This window comes from Streptomyces sp. NPDC048603 (genome assembly GCF_043199475.1).
GTDB lineage: Bacteria > Actinomycetota > Actinomycetes > Streptomycetales > Streptomycetaceae > Streptomyces.
The window spans coordinates 62,355-78,316 of sequence record NZ_JBICVY010000012.1 but is presented as its reverse complement, the minus strand read 5'-3'; the positions used below and the strand labels follow the sequence as shown (position 1 = coordinate 78,316).

Below are 15,962 nucleotides of genomic sequence, written 5' to 3'. Positions count from 1 at the left end.
GTTCCCGGAGCCTTGGGCCATGCCAGAACTCCCCTTCACCCGCCGCTCGGTGCTGCGCGGCCTCGGTGCCGCCGGCCTGGTGTCCGCCCTCGCCGGCTGCGGTGTTCCCGCCGCATACGTCCCGGAGGACCGCCGGTCCGGACAGGACCGGTCCGGCCGGGACAAGAGCGTCTCCTTCGCCAACTGGCCCCTCTACATCGACACCGACGAAGAGGACGAGACGAAGCGGCCGACGCTGGAGTCCTTCTCCGAGCGGACCGGGATCGCCGTCCGCTACACGGAGGAGATCAACGACAACGACGAGTTCTTCGGCAAGGTCGGCCCGGCCCTGATGAACCACCAGGAGACCGGCCACGACCTGGTGGTGGTCAGCGACTGGATGGCGGCCCGGTTCGTCCGCCTCGGCTGGGCCCAGGAGATGGACCGCTCCGGCCAGGCCAACGTGGCCGAGCACCTGGACCCGCAGCTGCGCGCACCCGCCTTCGACGAGGGCCGGCGGCACAGCGTGCCCTGGCAGTCGGGGATCACTGGCATCGCCTACAACCGCAAGGCGCTCGGCCGGGAGATCCGCTCCGTCAACGACCTCTGGCACTTCGACCTGGCCGGCAAGGTCACCCTGTTCTCCGGCCTGGACGAGTCCTTCGCGCTGCTGATGCAGGGCAACGGGGTGGACGTCACCCGCTGGACCGAGTCGGACTTCCACCGGGTCTGCGACCAGGTGGAGCGGCTGGTGCGGAAGAAGCACATCCGGCGCTTCACCGGAAACGACTACACCTCCGATCTGAGCAAGGGGGACGTGCTGGCCTGCCAGGCGTACTCCGGTGACGCCATCCAGCTGCAGGCCGACAACCCCGACATCGAGTTCGTGATCCCCGAGGAGGGTGCCGAGCTCTGGGCGGAAAGCCTGCTCATCCCCAACCAGGCCCGCCACAAGGCCAATGCGGAGGCCCTGATCGACCACTACTACGACCCGGAGGTCGCCGCCGAGCTCGCCGCCTCGGTCAACTACGTGTGCCCGGTACCCGCCGCCCGCGAGGTGCTGGCCGCCGCGGAGGACAAGGAGACCGCCGAACTGGCCGAGAACCCGCTGATCTTCCCCGACGGGGACATGCGCAAGCGGCTCGCCGTGGCCCGCGACATCTCCGCGGCCGAGCGCCGGTCCCTCGCCAAGCGCTGGAACGCCATCGTCGGCCTCTGAACCGAACGTGCCGTTCGCATTGAACGCGTTCAGGATTTTTCTTGAACATGTTCAGAAGATCGGCGTAGGGTGCTGCCATGAGCGAGCGCAGCGCCCTGCTTCGGCGCATCCGTATCTGGCTGGCCCTCTTCCTGGTCTGCCTGGTCCTCAGCGGAGCCACCGCATTCCCCCTGGTCACCGAGCTGCACTGGCTCAACTCCCTGGTGGACAACGCCTGGATCCAGCGCGTCACCGATGGGCTCGACCGGGCCGACGCCGAATACCCCTTCCTCCTCTACGGCACCGACTGGCTGGCCTTCGCACACCTGGTCATCGCCGTCTTCTTCTACGGCGTCCACCGCGACCCGGTGCGCAACATCTGGATCGTCGAGGCCGGGATGATCGCCTGTGCGGGCATCATCCCGCTGGCCCTGATCTGCGGCCCGATCCGCGGCATCCCCTTCTGGTGGAGCGTCATCGACATGTCCTTCGGGGTCTTCGGGGTGATCCCGCTGCTGGTCCTCCGCCGCGGCATCAAGCGCCTGGAAGCGGCGACCGCCCCGGCTCCTGCGGTGCCAGCGCTGCCATGACGACGGCCGTCGCCACCGGGCTCGGCGTGATGGCCTTGGCGTCCAGGGAGTTCACCGAGTACACCACCACGCGCGAACCGTCCCGCACCCCTCCGATGCCGGTGTTGTAGCCGGGCCGCCCGCCCCCCTTGCCCCACACCTCGGTGCCGTCCGGAAGCCGCTTCAGTTCCAGTCCGGCCGAACGGGTGGCTTCCTTCCCCGATATGTCCCGCACCTGTGGAACCGTGAACATCTCCTCCAACTGAGGCCGGGGCACGACTCTCCCCGCGAACAGCTCCTGAGTGAACCGCTCCAGATCCTCCGTGGTGGAGATCAGGCCGCCGGCCGCCCAGCGGTCCGACTGGTTCCACACCGTCACGTCCCGCCGCTCGACGGAGCCGTCCGGCCGCGCGACCGCCTGGTAGCCCCGGTTGTGCGGCCCGTGGATTCGGACCTCCGTCCGTCCCGGCACCCAGGTGTGGCGCAGCCCCAGCGGCTTGGCGATCCGCTGCTCGACCGCCCGCTCGTACGTCGTCCCGGTCAGCTTCTCGATCAGCACCCCCAGCACCGTGTAGTTGATGTTCGAGTAGTGCTGTGCCTCGCCCGGGGCGAACTCCCGCTCCTTGGCGACCGCGTTGGCGATCTGAGCCCGCGGGTCGACGACGTCGAACCGGTGCTCCCACTGGCTCTGGAAGGAATCGCCGGGCCCGTCGGCCACCGGCAGCCCGCTCGTGTAGTTCAGCAGCTGCCGGACCGTCACCTGCGCGTAAGCCGCCGGGATGTGATCCGGCAGGTAGTCCCGCACCGGCCGGTTCGGATCCACTCGTCCCTCGGCCGCCAGTTGGAGCACCACCGCCGCAGTGAAGGTCTTGGTCACCGAACCCGCGCGGAACCGGCCCTGCTCCATCGCCGGGCGTCCGGTCCGGATGTCCGCCACCCCCGAAGAGCCCTGCCAGCTGCCGGCCGTACCGCTCACCCGGACCAGCGCGGCCGTCGCGTGCGGATGGTCCGCGCCCAGCCCGGCGATCGCTCGCTCCAGCGCCGCCGCGTTCGGCGGGCTGGTGAAGACCGGTGCGGGTGCCGCGGCCACGGCCGTCGGCGTCCTGCCGGCCGCCACCGCCCCCGAGGCCGCAACCGGCCCCGCCGCGAGGCCCACGACGAGAGCGGCGGCGATCAGCGTGCGCCTGCGTGCGTTCATGGTGTGCTCCCCCTGCGAAGTGTCGGACCCTCTTGCCCGACGACCTCAATGCTGCAGGTCAGCGCCCTGCCGGGGCATCACCACCAAGAGCCATCTCCACCGGTACGACAAATCACCGGGCTGGGGGAGGCGACACGCCGCCCCTCACTCTCCGGAGGGAGCCCCAACGGCCCCGGCCGTGATCAGCCCCGTCTCGTACGCGCAGATCACCGCCTGGATCCGGTCCCGCAGGCCCAGCTTCGCCAGCACGTTCCCCACATGGGTCTTCACCGTGTGCTCGCTCACCACCAGCGCCGCCGCGATCTCCGCGTTGGACAGCCCCCGCGCCATGTGCAGCAGCGTCTCCCGCTCCCGCGCCGTCAGCACCTCCAGCCGCTCTGCCGGCAGCGCCGGGCCGGCCGGCCGCGCGGTCGCCGACGTGTACTCCTCGATCAGCCGCCGCGCCACCGACGGCGCCAGCAGCGACTCCCCGGCCGCCACGACCCGCACCGCGTGCACCAGATCGTCCCGCCGCACGTCCTTCAGCAGGAAGCCGCTCGCCCCCGCGTGCAGTGCCTCGTACACGTACTCGTCCGCGTCGAAGGTCGTCAGCATGACCGTCCGGCAGGCGCTCTCCGCCGTGATCCGCCGGCACGCCTCGATCCCGTCCAGCTCAGGCATCCGGATGTCCAGCAGGGCCACGTCCGGAGCCAGCTCGCGCACCGCCGTCACCGCGGCCGCGCCGTCGCCGACCTCCGCCACGACCTCGATGTCCTCCTGCACGTCCAGGATCAGCGCGAACCCGCTCCGCACCAGCTCCTGGTCGTCGGCCACCACCACACGGATCGTCACCCGGCCACCCCCTGCGGGGAGGTTACAAGCCGCGCCCCCAGCCGGAACCCACGGCCTCCGTCCCCCGGCTCCGACCACGTCGTTCCCCCGTGCGCCGCGGCCCGTTCCCGCACCCCGATCAAGCCGTGCCCGCCAGAAGCCCCGCCAGAAGCCCCGCCAGAGGCCCCGCCCGGCCCCCGCCCGTCGTCCGTCACGGTGACCGTCAGCTCCTCGTCCCCGTACTCCAGCCGTACCGTCACGCGGGTCGCGTCCGCGTGCTTGACCACGTTGGTCAGCCCCTCCTGCACCACCCGGTACGCCGTGGCCTCCACCGGCTCCGGAAGCCCGCGCACCCCGCCGCACCGCTCGTACGCCACCTCCAGCCCGCTCCGCCGCACCCGGTCCAGCAGCGCCGGCAGCGCGGCGATCCCAGGCTGCGGCTCACGCGGAGCCGGCACCGACTCCTCCCGCAGGACCCCCAGGATGGTGCGCAGTTGACCCATCGCGTCCCGCCCCGTCTCGGCGATGGCGTCGAAGGCCGCCTCCGCTCGCTCCGGGGCCCGGCGCACCGCCAGCGGACCCGCCTCCGCCTGCACGATCATGATGCTGACGGCGTGCGACAGGATGTCGTGCATCTCCCGTGCGATCCGGGCCCGTTCACGTGCCGCGGCCTGCTCCGCCTCGATCCGGTTGGCCCGCTCCAGCTGCGCCGCCCGGTCCTCCACCGCCGCCGTGTACGCCTGCCGGGTGTGCTGGAGCCGCCCCAGCGCATGGGCGGCGGTCGCACAGAATCCGGTGAAGAACAGCTCGCGCGCCGTCCCGGTGTTCAGCCCCACCGACACCACCAGGACCACCACCGTCCCGGCGCCCACCGCCGCCCGCACCCGGCCCGTGCACCGCAGCGCCACCGTGTAGAAGGCGATCAGCCCGGCGTACGGCAGCGGCTGCCCCGGCCCGTCCACCGCCAGCCGGTACACCGCGCCCAGGGCCATGATCAGCACCAGCACCAGGACCGGGGCCCGGCGCCGCCACACCAGCGGCACCACCCCGAGCGTGGTCATGGCGTACGTACCCCAGGTCGCCGGGGGCAGTTCGGGCTCCCTGGGCAGGACGAAGGGCATGGTGACGGCGAGCTGCACCAGCAGGGTCAGTGCCAGGTCCAGCAGCCAGGGGTTCGCCCGGCGAACCCGCTCCTGAAGGGCGCGTATCCCGCTCACCGGCCGGAACGGGCTCTGACGCAGGCCAGCAGGGAGGGCCGGTTGGTGGTGACCGAGTCGACGCCGGCCGCGATGAGCCTCCGCATCGACCACCGGGTGTCCGCGGTCCACGCGGACACCTTCAGCCCGTCCGCGTGCAGGGCGTCCGTCAGTTCCCGGCCGACCAGCCCGAAGCGGTAGTTGAGCCAGGCCGGCCGCACCGCGTCGAGCAGCACCCGGCGCGGCGGGCTCAGGGTGGTCCAGGTCAGGGCGATCTCCGCGCCCGGATCGGCGGCGCGCACCGCGAGCATCGTGCGCGGACCCGCGCAGTAGTACGTACGGTCCCGGGCGCCGCACTCGCGCACCTCGTCCACCACCTTGCGGACGTCCTCCGGGGACGCGCCGGGCAGATCGAGCATGACCCGGCCCGCGTTGCCGGAGAGCAGCGCCTCGCGCAGCGTCGGCACCCCGCCGCCGGTGAGTTCGCGCAGCTGCGCGACGCTCAGGTCGCCCAGCAGGACGTCCGCCCGCCACAGCCGCGCCAGTGAGGCGTCGTGCAGCAGCACCGGGACGCCGTCGCGGGTCAGCCGTACGTCGACCTCGACGGCGTCCGCCCCGCGAGCGAACGCGGAGCGGACCGAGTCGAGGGTGTTCTCACGGAACCGGTAGGGATCGCCGCGGTGACCGACGGCCGTCAGGGAGCGCATGATCCCCATTGTCCGCAGGCGTCAGCGGGCCAGCCAGGTCTCGGTGTACGTGTCGATCTCCGCGGCCAGCGCCGCCTTGCCGGCCGGGTCCAGGAAGGACGCCTCGACGGCGTTCTTCGCGAGGGCGGCCAGACCGCGCTCGTCCAGCTCCAGCAGCCTGGCCGCGACCGCGTACTCGTTGTTCAGGTCGGTGCCGAACATCGGCGGATCGTCGCTGTTGATGGTGACCAGCACGCCGGCCTGCACCATCTCCTTGACCGGGTGCAGGTCCAGGTCGGTGACGGCGCGGGTGGCGATGTTGGAGGTCGGGCAGACCTCCAGCGCGATCCGGTGCTCCGCCAGGTACTTCAGCAGGGCGGGGTCCTGGGTGCAGCTGGTGCCGTGGCCGATGCGCTCGGCGCCCAGCTCGTTGACGGCGTCCCAGATCGTCTCCGGGCCGGTGGTCTCGCCGGCGTGCGGGACGCTGTGCAGGCCGGCCGCCCGGGCCCGGTCGAAGTACGGCTTGAACTGCGGGCGCGGCACACCGATCTCGGGGCCGCCGAGGCCGAAGGAGACCAGGCCCTCGGGGCGCAGGTCGACGGCGAGCCGCGCCGTCTCCTCGGCGGCCTCCAGACCGGCCTCGCCGGGGATGTCGAAGCACCAGCGCAGGATGACGCCGAGTTCGGCCTCGGCGGCCTTGCGGGCGTCCTCGATGGCGGCCATGAAGGCCCGCTCCTCGATGCCGCGGCGGGTGGAGGAGTAGGGGGTGATGGTGAGTTCCGCGTAGCGGATGTTCTGCCGGGCCATGTCACGGGCGACCTCGTAGGTCAGCAGCCGGACGTCCTCGGGGGTGCGGACCAGGTCCACCACCGACAGGTAGACGTCGATGAAGTGTGCGAAGTCGGTGAAGGTGAAGTAGTCGGCCAGCGCCTCGGGGTCGGTGGGGACCTTGGAGTCGGGGTGCCGGGCGGCCAGCTCGGCCACGATGCGGGGGGAGGCGGAACCGACGTGGTGGACGTGGAGTTCGGCCTTGGGCAGCCCCTCGATGAAGGGGAGCAGCTCGGTCATGAGGGGCCTCTCGGGTGCGGTGGGCGGGGCCGGACGGCAAAGGCCCATCGTAGGCAGGCAGGAGCGCTGTCGGCGGCAGCCCGTAGCATGGCCGTGTACCAGAGGGGGGAACCGCATGACCGATCAGAGTCCCGAGTCCAGGGACCCGTGGGCCCTGCCGGAGGCGCCGGCGGCCGGCGGGGCTGCCCCGCAGGGCGGACAGGGCGCCGGGCCCGCAGCGCCCTCGGTGCACGACCAGCCGACGATCATCGGCATGCCCGGGGCCGGGGGAGTCCCGCCGGGCGAGGGGCAGCGGCCCGCGGCCGGGCAGGGGCCCGGGGCCGGAGCACCGCAGCCGCCGGGCGCGCCGTACGGGTATCCGCACGCGGGCAGCGGCGGTTACGGCTATCCGGGCCACACGGGAGCCCAGCCGGTCCCGCCGGCGCAGCCCGTCTACCCGGTCTATCCCGGATATCCGGGACAGACCGCCTACCCGCCGTACGGCACCCAGATGCGCAACGGCTTCGGGGTCACGGCGCTGGTGCTCGGCATCATCGCCGCAGTGTTCTTCTGCCTGAGCTTCCTCTCCGTGTTCGTCGGCATCGTGGCGATCGTCTTCGGGGTGCTCGGCCGGGCCCGGGTCGCCCGTGGCGAGGCGGACAACGGGGGACTGGCGCTGGCCGGGATCATCCTCGGCGCCGTCGGGGTCGTCATAGGCGGCGTGATGGCCACCTTCCTGGTGATCGGCATCGTCAACGACCGGCAGGACGACGACGATTACGACTACACGCCGCCGTCCACCTCGACCTCCCGGGTGCTGTACCGCACCTGAGCCCGGCCCCGGCCGGGGCCGGCGGCGGGGGGCCGGGGCGCGCGCCGCTCATCCCGTCCAGGGCCAGTCGGCGGCCCGCCCGGCCTCGATCAGCGGGACCATCCGGAACGCGGCGTCCGACAGGCCGCCGAAGGTGTGCCGGTGCGGGCCCGAGGGGCCGTGTGCGGGCAGGTACCCCGCCAGGTTCCAGGTGTAGACCGGGACGTCGGCCGGCACCGGCTCGGCCACGCCGCCCGGACGGTCCGGCGCGGCCTGCTCGTCGGTGACGATCAGGACCCGGTCGTGCTCCCGGTAGTGCTTGCGCACCGCCTTTGTGGTGTGGGTTCCGCCCAGGCTGCGGAATCGTTTCAGTACCTCGAGTACCGGTTCCCCCGCCCGGAACGGCACCTCCGCACTGGACCAGCCGAACTCCACCAGGTCCGCGTGCTCGGCACGCATCGCCACCGCCGTGCCGAACACCGCCGCCGCGTCCGCCCGGGTCAGCCGGGAACGGTCGGACAGGGTGTCCCAGAACATCGAGTCGGACCGGTCCACCAGAACCAGCGTCCGGCCGGGCAGCGCCGGGACATGGGCCAGCGAGTGGCCCAGCGCCCGCTCCAGTGGCTCCGCCCAGCGCGGAGACGGCGCGTGGCGGTGGGCGGCGAGGTACCGGAAGGGGAACTGCCGGGAACGGGCGACCTCTTCGGGGTCCGCGAGCCGGGCGGCGACCTGTGCCGCCACCTCGTCCGAGACGCCCGCCTCGTCGAAGTTCCGCAGGTTGCGCAGCAGGGCCATGGGCCCCATCGACGGGATCACGGCCTCCCACACGGCCGCGTCCATCGGCCCCTGGAGCCAGCCGGCCAGTGCCTCCCAGGTCATCCCCGCCCCGGCCAGCCGCTGCTGTCCGTCCGCCCCGGTCACCACGGCCCGCCGCTCGCCCGGCGGCAGTTCCGTCAGCACCCGGTGTGCGGTCAGGAGGCGGTCGGAAGCGGGCGGGACCGCCCGCTCCGGCCGGTGGCGGCGGTCCAGGGCGTGCCGGAACAGCTCGCCCTGCCAGGGCCTGGCCGGGTCGGGCGAGGCGTGCACCAGGTTGAGCACGTCACCGAAGCGGAAGTCCTTCGAGGCGGTGTCGTACTTCAGCAGCGACCGGGAGGAGTACAGCCGCCGCGCGGCATCGGCGACGCCCCGCTTCACCGGCTGGGGCACGTTCCGCCCGTGGAGCGAGATCCAGTGGGCGAGCATCTCGCCGGGCTCGTCGGCGCGCTGGAGCACCGAGTCGATCACCGACCGGTTCGACGGACCCTCCGTCACCCCGGCATCGAGGCGTGCCCGGACGTACGCGGCGGCCCCGGTCAGGGACGCCCTGCGCACATGGGCCTCGCCGCGGAGCCAGCGCAGCAGGCCGGCGGTCCACGCAGGATCCTCGACGGCGAGCCGCGCCACCAGGCGGGCGTAGCGGTCATCGCGCTCGCGGCCGCCCTCGTAGAAGGTCTGCTGCCCGGTGAGGTTGCCGACGGCCAGCAGGAAGAGTTCCTCCCGGGGCTCCCGGACGAAACCCCGGCCGCGTTCGTGGGTGAGCAGGGCCGCCGCGGTGGGGCGGACGTGTACCCCCGGGGCGGGCAGGGCGCGCGCGGCCGCGGAGACGTGCGGGGCCACGAGCATGTCGGACCAGATCTTGGACACGCGTTGCGTGTAGCGAGGCAGTGAATCCCCCCGGGACCCAAGGAAACAGGAAGAGCCGTCGGCCCGTGGGCCGGGCACGAGGAAGCAGAAGGAAGCTCCCGCGCCTCCCGAGATCGAAAAGTGGCGGCGGCGTCACTTGGTTTCGGAAGGAAGTAGCCGCAGCCGGGCGCACCGGGAGGCGCGGTCGCGCCGCCACCCTAGGCGGGTACCCGGAGCGCCCGCCAGCCATTTACGCCCGCGCGCTCCTGCGGACCGGACCCTCGGACGGGGCCCTCTGCCCGGCCCCCGGACCGGCCCTCAGACCAGTCCGTCCCCCGACCGCAGCCGCGTCCGTGCCTCCATCAGCGCGAAACCGAGCAGGTTCAGCCCGCGCCAGCGGGCCGGATCCAGGGCCCGCTCGTCGTCGGCGGCCAGGCCGATGCCCCAGATCCGGTCCAGCGGGCTCGCCTCGACGAGCACCCGCTCGCCGGTGCCCAGCAGGTATCCGGTCAGCTCGGGCGCCGAGGCGAACTTGTGCACACTGCCCTCGACCACGATCGCGAACCTCTCGCGCTCCCAGACCGCGTTGTCGAAGCCGCGCACCAGCCGGCCCGCCTTCTTCGCCTCCGCCGGCGTGCGCGCGGACAGCGCCGCGCGTTCCGCTTCGGCGTCGCCGAACAGCCGGGCCTTTCCGGCCATCATCCAGTGCTCCGCCGTCGCGTACTCGACGTCACCCACCGTGAAGGGTGAAGGCCACCACTGGCTGAGGCAGCTCGGGCCGAGCGATCCGTCCGGTCGCGGGCGGTGCCCCCAGAACGGCAGATACTTGACCCGTTCACCCCGGCTGACCTGCCCGATCAGTGCCTCGATCATCTCCATGCACGCCAGTCTGGCAGTCGCCACGGACACTTCGTACGGGATTTGCGGTCAGCCTCGACACATGGTCGACCGATTCCGTCGCGTAATCAAAAGGCAACAACGGAATCACTTGGCGGAGTCGAACGGCTCTGTCAGGATCGGCCTTCAATTCGAGCTGGAGCTACGGAGAGCGTGATGGGCAACCGCTTCCAGATCAAGGACCGCTTCGCAGACGGCGCGCAGTACATCGACGGGCGTCTGCGACCCGGTACCTCCGGACGGTCACACACCGTTGTCGATCCCGCGACCGGGGAGGACGTCCTCGACTACGAGCTGGCGAGCACCGCCGACGTGGACCTGGCCGTCGCCGCCGCCAAGCGGGCCTTCCCCGCATGGGCCGCCGCCACCCCCGGTGAGCGTTCCGACGCCCTGCACAGGCTGGCGGCGGTCCTCACCGAGCAGGCCGAGGACTTCGCGTACGCCGAGTCCGTCCAGTGCGGCAAGCCCCTCAAGCTCTCCACGGAGTTCGACGTACCGGGCACGATCGACAACACCGCGTTCTTCGCGGGCGCCGCCCGCCACCTCCAGGGCCAGGCGGCCGCCGAGTACTCCGGCGACCACACGTCCTACGTGCGCCGCGAGCCGATCGGCGTCATCGGCTCCATCGCCCCCTGGAACTACCCGCTCCAGATGGCCGCCTGGAAGATCCTCCCGGCCGTCGCCGCGGGCAACACCATCGTCCTCAAGCCCGCCGAGCTCACCCCCCTCACCTCCCTGATGTTCGCCCAGGCCGCCCAGGAGGCCGGCATCCCGGACGGCGTGATCAACATCGTCACCGGGGCCGGCCGGGACGCCGGGGAGCACCTGGTGGGCCACCCGGACGTGGTGATGACCTCCTTCACCGGCTCCACCCCCGTGGGCAAGCGGGTCGCGGAGATCGCCACGAGCACCGTCAAGCGGCTCCACCTGGAGCTCGGCGGCAAGGCCCCCTTCGTGGTCTTCGACGACGCCGACGTGGAGGCCGCCGCGCACGGTGCGGTCGCCGCCTCCCTCATCAACACCGGCCAGGACTGCACGGCCGCCACCCGCGCCTACGTCCAGCGCCCGCTGTACGACGCCTTCACCGCCCGGGTCGCCGAGCTGATGGACACCGTCCGCCTGGGCGACCCCTTCGCCCCCGGAACCGACCTCGGCCCGCTGGTCTCGCACGCCCAGCGCGACCGCGTGGCCGGCTTCGTCGAGCGGGCCCGGACGTACGCCACCGTGGTCACCGGAGGGGAGATCCCCGGCGGCGAGCTGGCCGGCGGGGCGTACTACCGGCCCACCCTGATCGCGGACGCGCCGCAGGACAGCGAGGTGGTGCAGGCGGAGATCTTCGGCCCGGTGCTCGTGGTCCTGCCCTTCGACACCGACGACGAGGGCATCGCGCTGGCCAACGACACCCCCTACGGCCTCGCCGCCTCCGCCTGGAGCCGGGACGTCTACCGGGCCGGCCGGGCCACGCGGGAGATCAAGGCCGGCTGCGTCTGGGTCAACGACCACATCCCGATCATCAGCGAGATGCCGCACGGCGGGTACAAGGCGAGCGGCTTCGGCAAGGACATGTCCTCCTATTCGTTCGAGGAGTACACGCAGGTCAAGCATGTGATGTACGACAACACCGCGGTGGCGGCCAAGGACTGGCACCGCACGATCTTCGGGGACCGATAGCCACTCCCGCACCGCCCGACCAGCGGTACACCTCCCGAAAGGCCAACAGCGCATGGAGCAGTACGAGCCCGACCGCCTCTCGGCGGCGCAACTCGCCGCGATGCGGCGCAGCCTGACGAGCGGACGCGGCGCCCTCACCCGCCGCTCGCTGCTGCGCGCCTCCGGAGTCGGGGCGCTCACCCTCGGCGGCCTGGCCGCCCTGACCTCGTGCGGCATCCCGCCCGCCAAGCGCGAGGGCCCGGGAGCGCCGGCCTCCGAGGACTTCTCGGCCACGGAGAAGGAGCTCAACTTCTCCAACTGGACCGAGTACATGGACATCAGCGAGGACGAGAAGACCCGTCCGACCCTCGCCGAGTTCACCAAGCGGACCGGGATCAAGGTCAAGTACACCGAGGACATCAACGACAACGTCGAGTTCTTCGGCAAGATCAAGCCGCAGCTCGCGGCCGGCCAGGCCACCGGCCGCGACCTGATCGTGGTCACCGACTGGCTGGCCGCCCGCATCATCCGGCTCGGCTGGGCACAGAAGCTGGACGCATCCCACCTGCCGCACGCCTTTGCGAACCTGTCCCCGCAGTTCCGCAGTCCCGACTGGGACCCGGGCCGCGTCTACAGCTACCCGTGGACCGGCATCTCCACCGTCATCGCCTACAACACCAAGGCCACCGGCGGGAAGAAGGTCGACTCGGTCACCCAGCTCCTCGACGACCCCTCCCTCAAGGGCCGGGTCGGCTTCCTCACCGAGATGCGCGACTCCGTCGGCATGACCCTCCTCGACATGGGCAAGGACCCGGGCAGCTTCACCACCGCCGACTACGACGCCGCCATCGGCCGGCTCCAGAAGGGCGTGGACAAGAAGCAGATACGCCGCTTCACCGGCAACGACTACACCTCCGACCTGGACAAGGGCGACATCGCCGCCTGCCTGGCCTGGGCCGGCGACATCATCCAGCTGCAGGCCGACAACCCCGATATCCAGTACGCCATCCCGGCCGCCGGCTACATCACCTCCAGCGACAACCTGCTGGTCCCCGCCAAGGCCCGGCACAGGACCAACGCCGAGAAGCTCATCGACTACTACTACGAGCTCCCGGTCGCCGCCCAGCTGGCCGCGTACATCAGCTACGTCTGCCCCGTCGAGGGCGTCAAGGACGAGCTCGCCAAGATCGATCCCGCGCTCGCGGACAACACCCTGATCGTCCCGGACAAGGCCATGGCCGCGAAGTCGCACGCCTTCCGCTCCCTCACCTCCGAGGAAGAGACGGCGTACGAGGAGAAGTTCGCCAAGCTCATCGGCGCCTGACGGGCCTGCCGGCCCCCACCCCCTCCCGCCCACCACAGACAACCGGGACCGCGACCCATGACGACCAAGACCACCACCGGCGGCGACGTCCGCCTCAGCGGGATCAGCAAGCACTACGGCGCCTTCACCGCCGTGCACCCGCTCGACCTCACCATCCCCCAGGGCTCGTTCTTCGCCCTGCTCGGTGCCTCGGGCTGCGGCAAGACCACCACCCTGCGCATGATCGCCGGCCTGGAGGAGCCCTCCACCGGCACGGTCAGCCTCGGCGACCGCGAGGTCACCCACCTGCCGCCGTACAAGCGCCCGGTGAACACGGTCTTCCAGAGCTACGCGCTCTTCCCGCACATGGACATCTTCGAGAACATCGCGTTCGGCCTGCGCCGCCGCGGCATCAAGTCGGTCAGGAAGCAGGTCGACGAGATGATCGACCTCGTCCAGCTCGGCGAACACGCACGCAAGAAGCCGCACCAGCTCTCCGGTGGCCAGCAGCAGCGCGTCGCCGTCGCCCGCGCCCTCATCAACCACCCCCAGGTGCTCCTCCTCGACGAGCCCCTCGGCGCCCTCGACCTCAAGCTGCGCCGCCAGATGCAGCTGGAGCTCAAGCGGATCCAGACCGAGGTCGGCATCACCTTCGTGCACGTCACCCACGACCAGGAGGAGGCCATGACCATGGCCGACACGGTCGCGGTCATGAACGGCGGCCGGGTCGAGCAGCTGGGCGCCCCCGCCGAGCTCTACGAGAACCCGAGCACCACCTTCGTGGCGAACTTCCTCGGCACCTCCAACCTCATCCAGGCGTCCGTCGAGTCGGCCGGCGAGGAGGTCGTGGTCTCCGCCGCCGGAACGAAGCTCAGGCTGCCCGGCGCACGATGTTCCACCACCCCGCGCTCCGGCGGACAGCTGCTGGTCGGCGTCCGCCCCGAGAAGATCTCGCTGGTCCCGGCCGCCGACGAGCACACCGTCGCCGAGGGCCGCAACAAGGTCACCGGACGCATAGCCGACTCCTCCTTCATCGGAGTCTCCACCCAGTTCGTCATCGACAGCCCCGTCTGCGCGGAGCTGGAGGTGTACGTACAGAACATCGAGCGGGACTCCCGGCTGGTCCCCGGCGCCGAGGTGGTCCTGCACTGGAACCCGGAGCACACCTTCGGACTGGACGCCTCCCAGGACATCGACGCCGGCGTCGAGACGGTCGAGGAGGGCGCATGACCGCCACCGCCGAGGCGCCGCCGCAGGCGCCCGCCGCCGCGGACCCCCCGGTCCACAAGCCCTCCGCCCGCAAGCGGCTGGTCCCGTACTGGCTGCTGCTGCCCGGCATCGTGTGGCTGCTGGTCTTCTTCGTCCTCCCGATGGTCTACCAGGCCTCGACCTCCGTGCAGACGGGCTCCCTGGAGGAGGGCTTCCAGGTCACCTGGCACTTCCAGACCTACTGGGAGGCCTTCACCGAGTACTACCCGCAGTTCCTGCGCTCCCTGCTGTACGCCGGCACCGCCACCGTGCTGTGCCTGCTGCTCGGCTACCCGCTCGCCTACCTGATCGCCTTCCGGGCGGGCCGCTGGCGCAACCTGCTGCTGATCCTGGTCATCGCGCCGTTCTTCACCAGCTTCCTGATCCGCACCCTCGCCTGGAAGACGATCCTCGCCGACAGCGGCCCGGTGGTCGGCGTGCTCAACAGCCTGCACGTCCTGGACGTCACCAGCTGGCTCGGCATGACCGAGGGCGACCGGGTGCTGGCCACGCCGCTCGCGGTGGTCTGCGGCCTGACGTACAACTTCCTGCCCTTCATGATCCTGCCGCTGTACACCTCGCTGGAGCGCATCGACACCCGGCTCCACGAGGCCGCCGGCGACCTCTACGCCACCCCCCTGACGACCTTCCGGAAGGTCACCTTCCCGCTGTCCATGCCGGGCGTGGTCTCCGGAACCCTGCTCACCTTCATCCCGGCCAGCGGCGACTACGTCAACGCGGAACTGCTCGGCTCCACCGACACCCGCATGATCGGCAACGTCATCCAGTCGCAGTACCTGCGGATCCTCGACTACCCGACGGCGGCCGCGCTGTCGTTCATTCTCATGGCCATCGTGCTGATCATGGTCACCATCTACATCCGCCGAGCGGGGACGGAGGACCTGGTCTGATGCAGTGGCTCCGACGGAATCTCGTCGTCATCGCGGGGCTGTGCACCCTCGCCTACCTGATCCTGCCGAACGTCGTCGTGACGGTGTTCTCCTTCAACAACCCCACCGGGCGGTTCAACTACACCTGGCAGGAGTTCTCGCTGGAGGCCTGGAAGGACCCCTGCGGGGTCGCCGACCTGTGCGGCTCCCTCGCGCTCTCCCTCCAGATCGCCCTCTGGGCCACCATCGGCGCGACCGTCCTCGGCGCGATGATCGCGTTCGCCCTCGTCCGCTACCGCTTCAAGGGGCGCGGTGCGGTCAACTCGCTGATCTTCCTGCCGATGGCCATGCCGGAGATCGTGATGGCCGCCTCGCTGCTCGCGCTCTTCCTCAACATGGGCATCGAACTGGGCTTCTGGACGATCCTGATCGCCCACATCATGTTCTGCCTCAGCTTCGTCGTCGCCGCCGTCAAGGCGCGCGTCCTGTCGATGGACCCCCGGCTGGAGGAAGCCGCCCGCGACCTCTACGCGGGACCGGTGCAGACCTTCCTGCGGGTGACGCTGCCGATCGCCGCCCCCGGCATCGCGGCCGGCGCGCTGCTGTCCTTCGCCCTGTCCTTCGACGACTTCATCATCACCAACTTCAACTCGGGCAGCACCGTCACCTTCCCCATGTTCGTGTGGGGATCGGCCCAGCGCGGTACGCCCGTCCAGATCAACGTCATCGGCACGGCGATGTTCGCCATCGCGGTCCTGGTGGTCCTCGCCGGCCAGCTGGCCGGCAACCGCCGGAAGAAGACGCAGCTCAAGTAATGC

The 15,962-nt window shown here is 71.2% G+C and carries 15 protein-coding genes; 8 read left to right on the top strand and 7 right to left on the bottom strand.

Features of this window, described 5'->3' with window-relative positions; translation table 11 throughout:
• Positions 1–19 precede the first annotated feature (19 nt).
• Positions 20–1,198 (top strand): PotD/PotF family extracellular solute-binding protein, encoded by a 1,179-nt coding sequence (locus ACGFQ9_RS28380; RefSeq protein WP_393577672.1) that lies wholly within the window; start codon positions 20–22, stop codon positions 1,196–1,198.
• A 77-nt stretch (positions 1,199–1,275) separates the two neighbouring features.
• Positions 1,276–1,767, top strand: a complete 492-nt coding sequence (locus ACGFQ9_RS28375; RefSeq protein ID WP_393577671.1) for a hypothetical protein — start codon at positions 1,276–1,278, stop codon at positions 1,765–1,767.
• On the opposite strand, the gene ACGFQ9_RS28370 is transcribed toward ACGFQ9_RS28375, so the two are convergent.
• From ACGFQ9_RS28370 to ACGFQ9_RS28350, 5 genes are all read right to left on the bottom strand, one after another.
• On the bottom strand, positions 1,712–2,944 hold the full coding sequence (locus ACGFQ9_RS28370; RefSeq protein ID WP_393577670.1) for a serine hydrolase domain-containing protein: 1,233 nt from the start codon (positions 2,942–2,944) through the stop codon (positions 1,712–1,714). The two genes, ACGFQ9_RS28375 and ACGFQ9_RS28370, sit on opposite strands and share 56 nt — an antisense overlap.
• 144 nt (positions 2,945–3,088) lie before the next feature.
• On the bottom strand, positions 3,089–3,775 hold the full coding sequence (locus ACGFQ9_RS28365; RefSeq protein ID WP_393577668.1) for a response regulator: 687 nt from the start codon (positions 3,773–3,775) through the stop codon (positions 3,089–3,091).
• Positions 3,772–4,971 carry a sensor histidine kinase gene (locus ACGFQ9_RS28360; RefSeq protein ID WP_393577667.1) on the bottom strand — a complete coding sequence of 400 codons (1,200 nt, stop codon included), beginning with the start codon at positions 4,969–4,971 and terminating at the stop codon, positions 3,772–3,774. Before ACGFQ9_RS28360 ends, ACGFQ9_RS28365 begins: the two co-directional genes overlap by 4 nt.
• A complete protein-coding gene (locus tag ACGFQ9_RS28355) occupies positions 4,968–5,666 on the bottom strand; it encodes a glycerophosphodiester phosphodiesterase (protein WP_393577665.1) in 699 nt (232 codons plus the stop codon). Before ACGFQ9_RS28355 ends, ACGFQ9_RS28360 begins: the two co-directional genes overlap by 4 nt.
• 12 nt (positions 5,667–5,678) lie before the next feature.
• Complete coding sequence (locus ACGFQ9_RS28350; RefSeq protein WP_393577663.1) at positions 5,679–6,704, bottom strand: adenosine deaminase; 1,026 nt, start codon at positions 6,702–6,704, stop codon at positions 5,679–5,681.
• Positions 6,705–6,819: 115 nt separating this feature from the next.
• On the opposite strand from ACGFQ9_RS28350, the gene ACGFQ9_RS28345 reads away from it, so the two are divergent.
• Entirely contained in the window at positions 6,820–7,515 is a 696-nt protein-coding gene (locus tag ACGFQ9_RS28345; RefSeq protein WP_393577661.1) for a DUF4190 domain-containing protein, read from the top strand.
• Positions 7,516–7,563: 48 nt separating this feature from the next.
• Here ACGFQ9_RS28345 and ACGFQ9_RS28340 read toward each other — a convergent pair whose 3' ends face one another.
• On the bottom strand, positions 7,564–9,156 hold the full coding sequence (locus ACGFQ9_RS28340) for a TROVE domain-containing protein (protein WP_393577876.1): 1,593 nt from the start codon (positions 9,154–9,156) through the stop codon (positions 7,564–7,566).
• A 318-nt stretch (positions 9,157–9,474) separates the two neighbouring features.
• Positions 9,475–10,035, bottom strand: coding sequence for an NADAR family protein (locus ACGFQ9_RS28335; protein WP_393577875.1), 561 nt, complete (start codon positions 10,033–10,035; stop codon positions 9,475–9,477).
• 174 nt (positions 10,036–10,209) lie between these two features.
• Here ACGFQ9_RS28335 and ACGFQ9_RS28330 point away from each other — a divergent pair, with 174 nt between their 5' ends.
• The 5 genes from ACGFQ9_RS28330 to ACGFQ9_RS28310 are packed head-to-tail and all read left to right on the top strand — an operon-like array spanning position 10,210 to position 15,959.
• Entirely contained in the window at positions 10,210–11,724 is a 1,515-nt protein-coding gene (locus ACGFQ9_RS28330) for a gamma-aminobutyraldehyde dehydrogenase (protein WP_393577660.1), read from the top strand.
• Between the two features lie 52 nt (positions 11,725–11,776).
• Positions 11,777–13,027 (top strand): spermidine/putrescine ABC transporter substrate-binding protein, encoded by a 1,251-nt coding sequence (locus tag ACGFQ9_RS28325; RefSeq protein ID WP_393577658.1) that lies wholly within the window; start codon positions 11,777–11,779, stop codon positions 13,025–13,027.
• A gap of 57 nt (positions 13,028–13,084) precedes the next feature.
• On the top strand, positions 13,085–14,236 hold the full coding sequence (locus ACGFQ9_RS28320) for an ABC transporter ATP-binding protein (RefSeq protein WP_393577656.1): 1,152 nt from the start codon (positions 13,085–13,087) through the stop codon (positions 14,234–14,236).
• The gene (locus ACGFQ9_RS28315) at positions 14,233–15,165 is read left to right on the top strand and encodes an ABC transporter permease (RefSeq protein ID WP_393577655.1); all 933 of its coding nucleotides are present in this window, start codon (positions 14,233–14,235) and stop codon (positions 15,163–15,165) included. Before ACGFQ9_RS28320 ends, ACGFQ9_RS28315 begins: the two co-directional genes overlap by 4 nt.
• The gene (locus tag ACGFQ9_RS28310; RefSeq protein WP_393577654.1) at positions 15,165–15,959 is read left to right on the top strand and encodes an ABC transporter permease; all 795 of its coding nucleotides are present in this window, start codon (positions 15,165–15,167) and stop codon (positions 15,957–15,959) included. Before ACGFQ9_RS28315 ends, ACGFQ9_RS28310 begins: the two co-directional genes overlap by 1 nt.
• The last annotated feature ends 3 nt before the right edge of the window (positions 15,960–15,962 follow it).